This is a genomic window from Paraburkholderia denitrificans (assembly GCF_042655705.1).
Classification (GTDB): Bacteria; Pseudomonadota; Gammaproteobacteria; order Burkholderiales; family Burkholderiaceae; genus Paraburkholderia; species Paraburkholderia denitrificans.
The window spans coordinates 23,160-35,315 of the sequence record NZ_JBHSMP010000036.1; the positions used below are offsets into that span (position 1 = coordinate 23,160).

A 12,156-nucleotide genomic window follows, 5' to 3' on the forward strand; every position below is an offset into this window, starting at 1 on the left:
AATGCGTCCTGTTCGTCACCGCTTTATTGCACAGGGGTTCGACCGCTTTATTGATACCTTGCTTGATACCTTGCGCTGCCGTGTTTTCCCTACCCCAGCGTTAACCCGCATGCTGTACGGACGGCATTCGGACTCCTTTCAATGCCATGCTAGGGTCATTGCTGAATTACTCACAATTAAAGTTTGTTATTATCAGGATTCAGATTCCTTTATGGATCGGTCATGACGATGCGAAACGCCACGCTGCGGCAGCTCAAGGTCTTCGAAACCGTCGCGCGCCACCTCAGTTTTTCGCGTGCCGCCGAGGAGCTGCATCTCACGCAGCCGGCCGTTTCCACGCAGGTCCGCCAGCTTGAGGAACATGCAGGACTGCCGCTCTTCGAACAGCTCGGCAAAAAGACCTACCTCACGCCGGCAGGCACCGAGATGCTTCACTACAGCCGCGCGATCATCCAGCAGTTCCACGAAGTCGACGAGGCCATGAGCCAGCTCAAAGGCGTCTCGGGCGGCAAGCTCAACGTCGCCGTGATCAGCGCGGGCGACTACTTCTTTCCGCGCCTGCTGGCCGAATTCACGCGCCGCTACAAGGGCGTTTCGCTCAACCTGCTCGTCTACAACCGCGAACAGTTGCTTCATCAACTGGCGACGAACCAGACCGATCTCGCCGTGATGGTGCGCCCGCCGCACGCGACCGACGCCATCAACGAGCCGTTTGCGCCGCATCCGTATGTGATCGTGGCAGCGCCCACGCACCCGCTCGCGCACAAGCGCGGCATCAAATTGAGCACGCTCGCCAACGAGGCGTTTATCGTGCGCGAGCGCGGCTCGGACACCTGGAACTCGATGGAAGAAGGGTTCGCGGGCAAGATTGCAAACCTGAAGATCGCCATGGAGATCAAAAGCACCGAGACGATCAAGCAGGCTGTGATCGCGGGCATGGGGATCGCGTTCCTCTCCGCACACACCGTCAGCCTCGAACTGCAGGTCGGGCACCTGGTGGTGCTCGACGTCGAATCCTTTCCGGTCATGCTCAACTGGTACGTCGTGCACCGCAAAAACAAGCGCCTGCCGCCCGTCGCGCTCGCGTTCAAGCGCTTCCTCATGGAAGAAGGTGCGCAACTCATCGAAAGCATCACGCGCGTGTCGGAAAGCAGCCTTCATAAGTGAATCGCTATGGATCGGCGCGGATGCTTTAGTCATTCCTGATCCTTCGCCCGCTTTGGCTTCAAGCGGCCTGCTTGTTGCCCGCTAGTTACTCGCTTTTTGCCCGCTGGTTACTCGCTAGTTGCCTGCTTCGGGGCTGCCAGTGCGCACGCGCCGCAATGCGCGATAACGGCGGCGCTGCCGACGCGGCACGCCCTGCGGCACTTCACGTGCGATGCGTGCGGACCCGCCGGGTGGAGCGGCGCGCGCATAGAGACACTCGGGAGCAAACGCGCCGCTGCCGCACGCTTCGACCAGCAGTTCGTCGGGCACACCGGCAAAACTCAGCCTGAGCATGCTTGTGCCGATGGCCTGCTGCCCCGCATCCACGGCAGGCAGCAGAGCAAACCGTTCGATGCGCGGCCGCCGCGCCCGCGTCATGAGACGCGCGCCGAGCGCCATTCCGAGCACGCTCCCGGCAGCGAGCGCCGGAAGCGCGAAATCGTCGGCAACACCCGCCGTCGCAAAGTCGCAGCCGACTGCGATGCCAAGCAACAGCGCTGCGGCGTGCACGAGGCGGTCGCCGACGCTGAACGGTGCACGCGGACCTGCGCGCGCTCCTGCATGTGCCGCGCCACACACCGCGCTCGCGGCGGCGCCGAGCAGCAGCGAGCCCAGCACCACCGCCAGATAGCTCGCCGCACGTTGTTCGAACAACCCGGATTCCGGTTGCGCGAGAAACCATCCGATACCGCTGCCGAGCGCCGCCAGCCCCACAACGCACCCCGCCACGGCAATCAAGCGAACGCGCACGCCGGGATCCAGCCGCATACCGAGCCACGATCCGGCGAATGTGCCCGCCTCGACCGCAGCCACCGCAGCGGCGGCATGGGTCACCCCAAACGCGATCAAGCCGGGCAGCACGGCAAGTAGTAGTGCATAGCAGATGGCCGCAGCGACATGTGGCTCGCGCAACGCTTTCCTGCACCGCACACTGCCGTACGCGACGCGTGCGGCGGCTGGCATGCCCCGCGCCCACGGCGGAGCCAGCGCCGCCAGTTGTGCAAGTGCACAAATCGCACAGGCGTAAAGCAGGCCGCCGCCCAACCACGCGATGTCGCCAGCCAGTTGCGTTCGCATCGGTTCTCCTCGCGCCCGGATGTCACGCCGCGCGCGTCGTCAGTGCTCTCGGGGACTTCGGTTTCTTCCCGGTTCCTTCGGTACCTTCACGCCGCGCTTTGGGCAGCGGTGTCCGGCACGCCTTCGGCTCGCTCCGTCGCGAGTATGTTGCTCAGCGTGCCGATGCCCTCGATCGCGATCTCGACCGTTGCGCCCGCACCGATCGAGCCGACGCCGAGCGAGGTCCCGCAGGCAATCACATCACCCGCTTCGAGCGTCAGATCCTGCGAAATCAGGCTCACCTGCTGAGCGGGCGTGAACACCATGTCGTCGAGCGGATAGTTCTGGCGTTCGCCCCCATCTAGCCGCGTCACCACGCGCGCGCTGCGCCAGTCGAAGCCGGAGACGATAGCCGGGCCGATGCAACAGAACGTATCGAAACCCTTCGCGCGGCACCATTGCGGGAAGTGCGGATTTTCAGTGAGCAGGCCGGCCGCGGTGACGTCGTTGACAATCGTATAGCCGAAGATCGAAGACTGCGCCTCTTCCTCGCTCACATTGCTACAGCGCTTGCCGATCACGATGCCCAGCTCGCCTTCGAAGGCGATCTTTCCCGCGTAGTGCGCAGGACGAAGGATTGGCGTATCCGACCCGATCACCGAGCCAGCCGGCTTCAACAGAAAAAGTGGGTGCGTGGGCACCGGTTTTTCGAGCTTTGCGGCGAGTGCGTGAAAGTTGTTCCATAGCGCAACCACCTTGCCGGGCGCGCAAGGCGCGAGCGGGCTGAGCGTACGCAACGGCAGCACCGCGCCGGTCGGCACGAGCTGATCGAGGCCCGCGTATTCGTGCAGATATCCATTCTCGACGCGGCCGAACACGATCCCGCCGTCAGGCGCCATCAAGCGCATCCAGGTGTTCATGCTTCGCTCCATCGTTGCCGCGCGCAGACTTCCGGCGCGCGGATAGTCACATTCACAGTCACATTCATTCAGGCGGGCGTCGTGCGACGCCCGCCTGTGCACTGCGTTCAGATCGCGCCGGCTGCACGCAGCGAACGGATATCGTCGTGCGAGTAGCCGAATTCGGCGAGCACTTCATCGGTGTGCTCGCCGAGCAGCGGCGAGCGCGTCACTTCGGTGGGACTGTCCGAGAGCTTGATTGGATTACCGACCGTGAGGTATTTGCCGCGGACCGGATGCTCAACCTCGACGATCGTGCCGCTCGTGCGCAACGACTCGTCCGAGGCGATCTCCTTCATCGAGAGAATCGGGCCGCACGGAATATCGTAGCGATTGAGCACGGCCATTGCGTCGAATTTCGAGCGGCTCATCGTCCACCGCTCGATCTCGGCGAAGATCTCCTTGAGATGCGGCAGCCGCGAATTGGGCGTTGCGTAGCGCGGATCGCCAATCCATTCCTCGCGGCCGATCAGCTTGCAGATCCGTTCCCACACGGGCGCTTGAGCGATGAAGTAGATATAGGCGTTCGGATCGGTCTCCCAGCCCTTGCACTTGAGAATCCAGCCCGGCTGGCCGCCACCCGATGCATTGCCGGCGCGCGGCACGGCTTCGCCAAAATCGTCGTTCGGATATTGCGGATACTCCTTCATCACGCCGGTGCGATCGAGCCGCTGCTGGTCGCGCAACTTCACGCGGCACAGGTTGAGCACGCCGTCCTGCATCGCGGCGAGCACCTTTTGTCCGCGCCCGGTGTGCTCGCGCTGGAACAGCGCCGTGACGATGCCGAGCGCGAGATGCAGCCCGGTGCCGCTGTCGCCGATCTGCGCACCGGTCACGACGGGCGGGCCATCGTCGAAGCCGGTCGTCGAGGCCGCGCCGCCCACGCATTGCGCGACGTTCTCATAGACCTTGCAGTCCTCGTACGGCCCCGGGCCGAAGCCCTTCACCGATGCGACGATCATGCGCGGATTCAGCGTCTGGATACGCTCCCAGCTAAAACCCATGCGCTCGAGCGCGCCGGGCGCGAAGTTCTCCACGAGTACGTCGCAGTCGCGGATCATGCGTTCGAGTACCCGCTTGCCGTGCGGATTCTTGGTGTCGAGCGTGACCGAGCGCTTGTTGCCGTTGAGCATCGTGAAGTAGAGGCTGTCTGCGTCCGGAATGTCACGCAGTTGCTCGCGGGTGATGTCGCCAGCGCCAACGCGCTCCACCTTGATGACGTCGGCGCCGAACCATGCGAGCAGTTGCGTGCACGTCGGACCCGACTGTACGTGCGTGAAATCGAGGATCCGCACGCCATCCAATGCCTTGCCCATGTCATGTCTCCTTATTAGTAGTCGTGGCCGGGCGTGTTTTCGAAAATCGGTGGGAACTGCGGCCGCGTCAGCGTTCGCATGGGAGCGACGGAAGCCTGCGCCGTTTGACAATACGGTATGTGATATATCAATGCCACGCAAGAGCGGGATTATCCGTGGCAGGATGCGTGTGGAATCGCCTCAAAACCCCGTCCAGCATCGATTTACGTGAATTCCGGGCTCATTGCTGCGGCGCGTGCGCGGGAAAACCCCGAGGCTCAGAGCAGCGCGGTGCACTGGATTCAGTGCACGAGATACATACGGGCGAGATACACAAGGCTCGGCGATATGCAGGCGAGCCGCGCATCACTTTCTTGAAAATGAAAAAGTTGATGCGCATAAAGCTTTGCCCCACCGGGCGTTAGAACGTGTCGCGCGGTAAACGCAAAACGGGAGGCCGTGGAGCCTCCCGTTTCGCAGATAACAACGTTGCCTGCGCTACGCCGTCCCGGTCAATCGAGGAAGTCGCAATGCTTCTCGACGTAGGTGGCGAGATCGAGCGAATGCTGGCGCACGAGTCGCTCCGCCAGTTCGGTGTCGCGCTTTTCGAGTGCCTCGATGATCCGCAGGTGGTCGACGATCGAGCGCGACGCGCGATCGCTCTGCGAAATCGTCATGCGCCGGATCGCGCGCACATGCACGAAGATGTTCTTGATCGTCTCAAGGATCAGTTGCGACTTCGAAAGCTCGACGATCGCCTGATGAAACGCGATGTTGGCATCCGAATACTCGGCAATATGCTCCGCCGGCGTGCTGTCGCGGAAATTGTCGAACATGTGGCGCAGATTCGCGATTTCCTCGTCGGTGGCATAGATCGTCGCAAGCCGCGCAGCCATGCTTTCGAGCGCGGCCCACATCTGGATCATCTCGACGATCTCGCGCTTGCTCTTGCGCACGATATAAATGCCGCGGCGCGGCACCATGCGCAGGAAGCCTTCCTGTTCGAGCAGCGTCATCGCCTCGCGCACCGGCGTACGGCTGACGCCGAGCGTCTCGCTGAGCACGCGCTCGTCGAGCCGTATTTCCTCGCGTGACTGGTAGATGTCGGCGTCCGCGATGGCCTGACGCAGCATCGCGTACGCCTGATCGCGCAGGCTCAGCGTCGCGTTGATAGGCTGCAACGCGAGCTGGAGCGGCGCGGGGGAAGGATGGGCTACAGCTTCAGTTTGAAGTTCTGACGACATTCATTGCCTCTTTACGGAACTGCGGACGATACGCCGGCTGCTTTGCAACCAGCGCCTCGCCCAGACCGACAAACCGGCCGTGTTCCGCTGCCGCTTCGACGGCCGACTTCGGTAGCCATTTGGCGATCAGAACGGTGGCGGCGGCGCCTAACCCCAAGACAGATGCGCTGAAGAGCGCGAGAGAGACGAAATCCATTTGAAGCTCCATCAGATTGAGTGATCGAATGGCTCAATCATATGCTGCGTCGCGACAAAAGGCAATATTCTGTATGTGATATATCACATACCATCCAGATATCGTCGTTTGTCTGCAACACGTGCTTCAATGGGTGCTCAACCGTCGGGTTTGCGGCCAGCCCACGCGGGCCGGATTTGACGCTAAAGAGTCAATCCTAGATAGAAATCGGCCCCTACGGCAAGAGGGAGTAGCGGTCCGGACAACCGAACATACACACGAACGACTGGCGGACGCACAGGCGCGTGCCGTTCACCCGATGCAGAACGCCGGGTGAGCCGCTTACTGGGCGCACCCGGCGTCGGGGGAAAAACCGGCCATATCAGAACTTGTGGCGCAAGCCGAAATTCACGATCGCCTGCGTGTTCGTGCCCGAGTAGCCATACGAGCCAATCGACGCTTCGGCCGGCATCGAGCCGCCCAGACCGTCGCCCGTTTCGCCGCTTGCGTGCTGCCAGGCCGCCGTCATGTAAAGGTCGGTGCGCTTCGACAGGCTGTAGTCCGCGCCGATCGACACCTGGTGGTAGTTCGCCGACGTATCGCCGTTCGCCCGCGTGTAGCTGTAGCCGACGCCGAGCAGCAGCGCCGGGTTCAGCTGGTAATTCACGAAGCCCTGCCCGGTGTTGTATTTCTGGGTGTTGCGGAATACCGAACTGGCGTCCGGCGCGTACCGCGCATTGCTGTAACCGAGTCCCATCGTGAACGGGCCGATGATGTACTGCGCCGCCGCCCGCGCGATCGCGAGCGAGTGCGCCGCTGCGTAACCGGCGTTGATCGGGCCGTCGAAGGGGCCGTCCGAGGTGCTGATCCAGGTCTCGCGGATGCCGAGCGCAGCCTGGTTGTTCGCCGCGTAGAAGTAGCCGCCCGCGAGGCTGAGCGGGCCGCTGGTCCAGGCCACGGCGGCCGCGTACGACTGCTCGGAGCCCGTCGAGCCGGCCACACCGCCAAAGGCGTACATGGCCGAGGCCCGTAGACCGTTCCACATCGGCGTCGTGTATTTGACGGCGTTGTTCACGCGGAAGCTGTTGTCGTAGTTGTCGACGTCGCCCGGGGTCGCGAAAACCGATCCGAAGTAGTTATCCGCGGTAATCCCCTGAACCAGATCGACCAGCGGGTCGTACTGGCGGCCGAGTGTGAGCGAGCCGTACTGCTCGGCAGTCAATCCGACATAGGCCTGGCGCCCGAACAGGCGGCCGCCCTGCCCGAGCGTGCCTGTCGACGGATTGAAGCCGTTCTCCAACTGGAAGATCGCCTTGAGACCGCCGCCGAGATCCTCGGCGCCTTTCAGGCCCCAGCGCGACCCCGAGAGGTTGCCGAAACTGGTGTTGCCAAGCGACCACTGATTCGCGTTGCCGTTGGCGTGGTTGATGAAGGTGATCGATGTATCGATGGTGCCGTACAGCGTCACGCTGGTCTGCGCATGGGCCAAACCTGCGGCACAAAGCGCCGACAGCGAAAGAGATGTCAGGGCGAGTCGGTTCACGTTATTCTCCCGGCACAGTAAAACATCACTTGGCTAAACCAGACTAACTCTCCCGGACGGCGAAGTAAAAGAATTAAAAAAGGTGTCTCAAATTGTTAACAGCGGCCCGTGGCTTTATGCAGATGTTTTAAAAATGATTGCATCGGCAAACAAATTCATTGCGCCTGCGGATCTGCCATACCCGGGCCTGACGTGCGCCAGACTCCCGCCAGCCCTCCGCTAAACGGGCATTCCGGCGCGGCTTAGTTAGCTACGTACTGCAAACATCCACACGGCCCTTAATCGAATAACAATACTCAGAAGAAGCATGCGTCGCCATATACGCGAACCGGCGATTTTTATTTTCAAACGTCCGTTTTAAACCACATCCGTCTGTGGTGCGACGCATTATCGCGCGGGCCACCCGCGCTCCCTTGATCGAACACCGATTTACCGTTCTTTTTCCCTGGATTGTCAACCGCCTTGCGCTCCGAAGCGTTTCCTGACTTTACCGGCCATTTACCAAACCATTACGTTTCGCCACGCCGCCTCTTGCAAAGCCATCTCACCCCTGCGAAGCACGACGTATAAACCGCGATGTCCGCTCCGGGCAATCCGTTGTGCCACAACGACCGCACCGAAGCATTGTCAGAACAATCCATGCCCCACTCGCAATCCTCGCGCCTGATGCGTGTTGCCGCCGCACTAAAGCGCCGCGCAGAAGCCCTGCACCTGCAGCGCTTCGTCGCACCGGCGTTCGCGCTCGGCATCGGCGCGCTGCTGCTCGTGGTGTTCCAGCACCTGTCGCAGTCCGTCGATTACCGGTCGGTGATCCGTCACCTCTGGAATCTGACCCCGTCCGAATGGATGGGCGCAGTCGGCGCCACGGCCTTGAGCTTTGTCGCGCTCGTCGGGCGCGATGCGGTCGGGCTGCGCTACCTCGGCGCGCGCGTGCCGCGCGGCGCGCTCTGGGTCGGCGCCATCGCCGGATCGGCGCTCGGCAACGTCACCGGCTTCGGCGCGCTCACGGGCGGCGCCGTGCGCTGCCGCGTCTACGGCGGCTCGGGCGTGAACGCCGCACAGATCGGCCGCATGACCGTATTCACGAGCGCCACGCTTGCGTTCGCACTCACGTTGATGACGGCGCTCGGCATGGCCGGCGCCGCCGGCACGCTCTCCGGCATGCTGCACCTCGCCCCGGAGAAGCTGCGCTGGATCGGCGGCGCGCTCCTCGCGTTCGGCGCCGCGCTGATCGTTGCATGCCCCACGAAGTCGCGCGAAATCGAGCCGTTCGGACGCGCCTGGCTGCGTTTTGCCGTGCCCGCGCGGCGCGACCTCGTCGCGCAGTTGCTGCTCGCCGCGCTCGACGTCGTGGGCGCCGGGCTCGCGCTCTGGTCGGTGATGCCGCACGCGCAAGTCGCACTGATCGATTTCCTGACCGTCTATAGCGCCGCGATGCTGCTCGGCCTGATCGGCCACACGCCCGGCGGCATCGGCGTGTTCGAGGCCGCGATGGTCTTCGCGCTCGGCTCCGCCGTGCCCGGCTCGCAGGTGCTTGCCGCGCTGCTGGCCTATCGCGCGATCTACTTCGGTGCGCCGCTGATCCTCTCGGCCGCGCTGCTCGCCGCTTTCGAGGGCCGCGCACTCGCGCGTCCGCTCGGCGTGCGCCTCGCGGACGTAGGAGTGCGCGGCGCGAGCGGCGTCTCGCAACTCGCCCCGCTCTTCCTCGCCGTCGTCACGTTCGTGACGGGCGGCATGCTCGTGATCTCGGGCGCGACGCCCGCTTTCACGCACCGCATCGCGCTGCTGCAAACCGTGCTGCCGCTCTGGGTGCTCGAAAGCTCGCAACTGCTCGGCAGCCTGTTCGGCGTGCTGCTGCTGTTCGTCGCGCGCGGGCTGCTGCGCCGCCTCGACGCGGCCTGGTGGCTCGCGCTCATGATCGCCGTCACCAACTTCGTGCTGTCGCTCGCGAAGGGTCTCGCGTTCGTCGAAGCGGGCATGCTGTGCGTGCTGATCGTGCTGCTCTTCGCCACGCGGCACCGCTTCAACCGCCGTTCGTCGCTGTTCGCCGAGCCCTTCACGACCGGCTGGCTCACCTCCGTGGGCTGCGTGATCGCGCTAGCGGTCTGGGTGCTGCTGTTCGCCTTCCGCGACGTGCAGTACTCGCACAATCTGTGGTGGCAGTTCGCCTTCGACGGACGCGCCCCGCGCGCGCTGCGCGCGACCCTCGGCGCGAGCATGTTCGCCGCCGCGCTCGCGGCGCGGCAACTGCTGCGTCCGGCGGCAGGCCGCTTCGTGATGCCCGCGAGCGAAGATCTCGCTGAAGCGGCACGCATCGTACGCGCGCAGGAACGCAGCGACGCCGGTCTCGCGCTCATGGGCGACAAGAGCTTCCTGTTCACAGCCGGGCGCAATGCCTTCCTGATGTACGCCAAGCGCGGCCGCACATGGGCTGCGCTGCACGACCCCGTCGGCCCGCGCGAGGAATGGCCCGCGCTTGTTCGCGAGTTCGTTGCGCTCGCACACGCCCACGGAGGACGCGCCGCATTCTACCAGGTGCGCGCCGACGCGCTGCCGCTCTATCTCGACGCCGGTCTCACGCTGATGAAGCTCGGCGAAGAAGCGCGCGTGATGCTCGGCGAGTTCGACCTCAAGGGTTCGCAGCGCGCGCATCTGCGCTACGCGCTCAAGCGCGGCGAACGCGACGGCTTCACGATCGAGCACATCGACGGCGCGCAGATGGACGCCCATCTGCCGACGCTGCGCGCGATCTCCGACGCCTGGCTCGACAGCCGCGACGCACGCGAAAAGAGCTTCTCGGTGGCCGCCTTCGACGACGACTATCTCGCCGCACAGTCGGCGCTGCTCGTGCGCCAGCACGGCGAGCCGCTCGCGTTCGTCACGTTCATGACGACCGACCTCAATACCGAGGCAACGGTCGGCGTGATGCGTCATCTGCCCGATGCGTCGTCGTACACGATGGAATATCTGTTCACGCAGCTCGCGCTGCATCTGAAGGCCGCGGGTTACGAGACGCTGTCGCTCGGCATGGCGCCGCTCTCGGGCATGGGCGCCACGCCGCTTGCCTCGCCGTGGCATCGCCTCGCCGGACTGATCTGGCGTTTCGGCGGCCGGTTCTACAACTTCCGGGGCCTGCGCGGCTTCAAGAACAAGTTTTCGCCGCGCTGGGAACCGCGCTATCTGGCCGCGTCGGGCTCGATCAGCGTCTTCATCACACTCGCCGATCTTTCACTGCTGGCTGGAGGCAGTCGTTCATGACCATTCGATTTCCGGCGCTGCCGCGCGTTATCGCCGCCTGCGCCACCAGCGCCGCCCTGCTCGCCTGCGTGGCGGCGCAGGCGGCCATCAACACGGCTTCAACGCCGGTCACGAACGTGCCCGGCGGCCGCTACGGCGACGTCGCGGTCACGAAGCCGTCCGGCCCCATGCGCGGCTTCGCCGTGCTGTTCTCGGCGGGCGAGCATTGGGCGAGCGACGACCAGGCGCGCGCCGATGCCCTCGCGAAGCACGGCGCAATGGTCGTGGGCGTGGACACGTCGCGCTATGCGGCGAACCTCGCCGCCGTGAAAACCGAGACCTGCCACAAGCTCTATAGCGACGCCGAAGCGATCGGCCATCAACTGGAGCGTCAACAGGAATCGAGCCAGTATTTCGCGCCGATTGCCATCGGCAGCGGCGAAGGCGCGCTGATCGCCGCGCGCATGCTCTCGCAGGCGCCCGCGAACACGCTCGCAGGCGCGATCTCGCTCGACCCCGCCGCGCGGCTCGACGCGCGCTTCGCTCCGTGCGCAGCCGATCCGAAACTGAGCCGCGGCACGGGCCTGCCCGGCTTCTTCGAGCAAGGCGTCACGAGCGGCGGCGCACGTGCTCCGGCAGTCGCGGGCGCGGGCATGGCAACGCCGCACGTTTTCGCGCCGAACCTCACGGGCGCCGACAAGCTCGTCTCGCTGGCCGCGCCGCATCTGCGTGTCGTGACCGAAAGCGAGGAGGACATCTCCGATCTGCCACTGGTCGAATTGCCTGCCGCGAAGCCGACCGACATGCTCGCCATCGTGATTTCTGGCGACGGCGGCTGGCGCGATCTCGACAAGACCATTGCGGAGGCGTTGCAGAAGAACGGCATCGCCGTGGTCGGCTGGGATTCGCTGCGCTACTTCTGGAAAGAGAAGCCGCCCGCGCAGACGAGCCACGATCTCGCGCGCGTGATCAAGGCCTATGCCGCGCACTGGCACGCGAAGCACATTGCGCTCGTGGGCTATTCGTTCGGCGCGGATGTCATGCCGTTCGCCTATAACCGCCTGCCCGACGCGCTGCGCGCGAAGGTGTCGTACATGTCGCTGCTCGGCTTTGCGCCCGACGCCGATTTCCAGATCCGCGTGACGGGCTGGCTCGGCATGCCCGCGAGCGATTCGGCGCTGCCCGTGCGGCCTGAACTGGCGAAGGTGCCGCCTGCAATCGTGCAATGCGTCTACGGCGCGGACGAGAAGGACACGCTCTGCCCGGCGCTCGTGAACACGGGGATCGACGTCGTCAAGACGAACGGCAGCCACCACTTCGACGGCGATTACAACGCGCTTGCCACGAGAATCATCGACGGCTGGAAGAAGGAAATCGCGGCACGCGGTTAGTCATGCGCGCAGCGCGATCGGGAACCACGGATCGCGCCGCGCCGCACACA

The 12,156-nt window shown here is 64.3% G+C and carries 9 protein-coding genes; 3 read left to right on the forward strand and 6 right to left on the reverse strand.

The genetic code is table 11. The annotated features are described in order from the left end of the window. Positions 1–222: 222 nt before the first annotated feature. The gene (locus ACFPTO_RS21765; protein ID WP_296659451.1) at positions 223–1,167 is read left to right on the forward strand and encodes a LysR family transcriptional regulator; all 945 of its coding nucleotides are present in this window, start codon (positions 223–225) and stop codon (positions 1,165–1,167) included. Between the two features lie 114 nt (positions 1,168–1,281). Here the strand turns inward: ACFPTO_RS21765 and ACFPTO_RS21770 are convergent, their stop codons facing one another. From ACFPTO_RS21770 to ACFPTO_RS21795, 6 genes are all read right to left on the reverse strand, one after another. Continuing rightward, a complete protein-coding gene (locus ACFPTO_RS21770) occupies positions 1,282–2,283 on the reverse strand; it encodes a hypothetical protein (protein ID WP_377714617.1) in 1,002 nt (333 codons plus the stop codon). Positions 2,284–2,369: 86 nt separating this feature from the next. Then, positions 2,370–3,182, reverse strand: coding sequence for a fumarylacetoacetate hydrolase family protein (locus ACFPTO_RS21775; RefSeq protein WP_377714619.1), 813 nt, complete (start codon positions 3,180–3,182; stop codon positions 2,370–2,372). A 107-nt stretch (positions 3,183–3,289) separates the two neighbouring features. After that, a complete protein-coding gene (gene frc / locus ACFPTO_RS21780; protein WP_377714621.1) occupies positions 3,290–4,537 on the reverse strand; it encodes a formyl-CoA transferase in 1,248 nt (415 codons plus the stop codon). A gap of 491 nt (positions 4,538–5,028) precedes the next feature. Further along, complete coding sequence (locus tag ACFPTO_RS21785; protein ID WP_377714623.1) at positions 5,029–5,760, reverse strand: GntR family transcriptional regulator; 732 nt, start codon at positions 5,758–5,760, stop codon at positions 5,029–5,031. After that, complete coding sequence (locus tag ACFPTO_RS21790; protein WP_377714625.1) at positions 5,738–5,956, reverse strand: hypothetical protein; 219 nt, start codon at positions 5,954–5,956, stop codon at positions 5,738–5,740. Before ACFPTO_RS21790 ends, ACFPTO_RS21785 begins: the two co-directional genes overlap by 23 nt. A 361-nt stretch (positions 5,957–6,317) precedes the next feature. Further along, on the reverse strand, positions 6,318–7,478 hold the full coding sequence (locus tag ACFPTO_RS21795; protein WP_377714627.1) for a porin: 1,161 nt from the start codon (positions 7,476–7,478) through the stop codon (positions 6,318–6,320). 639 nt (positions 7,479–8,117) lie between these two features. Between ACFPTO_RS21795 and mprF the strand changes: the two genes are divergently transcribed. Next, positions 8,118–10,736 carry a bifunctional lysylphosphatidylglycerol flippase/synthetase MprF gene (gene mprF / locus ACFPTO_RS21800; RefSeq protein WP_377714629.1) on the forward strand — a complete coding sequence of 873 codons (2,619 nt, stop codon included), beginning with the start codon at positions 8,118–8,120 and terminating at the stop codon, positions 10,734–10,736. After that, positions 10,733–12,106, forward strand: coding sequence for a virulence factor family protein (locus tag ACFPTO_RS21805; RefSeq protein ID WP_377714631.1), 1,374 nt, complete (start codon positions 10,733–10,735; stop codon positions 12,104–12,106). The genes mprF and ACFPTO_RS21805 overlap by 4 nt, the downstream gene beginning before the upstream one ends. Positions 12,107–12,156: the final 50 nt, after the last annotated feature.

Bases quoted from the DNA above. Each gene is read 5' to 3' on its own strand.
- frc (WP_377714621.1), bottom strand. From the start codon at position 4,537: ATGGGCAAGGCATTGGATGGCGTGCGGATCCTCGATTTCACGCACGTA.
- ACFPTO_RS21790 (WP_377714625.1), bottom strand. From the start codon at position 5,956: ATGGATTTCGTCTCTCTCGCGCTCTTCAGCGCATCTGTCTTGGGGTTA.
- ACFPTO_RS21785 (WP_377714623.1), bottom strand. From the start codon at position 5,760: ATGTCGTCAGAACTTCAAACTGAAGCTGTAGCCCATCCTTCCCCCGCG.
- ACFPTO_RS21805 (WP_377714631.1), top strand. From the start codon at position 10,733: ATGACCATTCGATTTCCGGCGCTGCCGCGCGTTATCGCCGCCTGCGCC.
- ACFPTO_RS21775 (WP_377714619.1), bottom strand. From the start codon at position 3,182: ATGAACACCTGGATGCGCTTGATGGCGCCTGACGGCGGGATCGTGTTC.
- ACFPTO_RS21765 (WP_296659451.1), top strand. From the start codon at position 223: ATGACGATGCGAAACGCCACGCTGCGGCAGCTCAAGGTCTTCGAAACC.
- mprF (WP_377714629.1), top strand. From the start codon at position 8,118: ATGCCCCACTCGCAATCCTCGCGCCTGATGCGTGTTGCCGCCGCACTA.
- ACFPTO_RS21770 (WP_377714617.1), bottom strand. From the start codon at position 2,283: ATGCGAACGCAACTGGCTGGCGACATCGCGTGGTTGGGCGGCGGCCTG.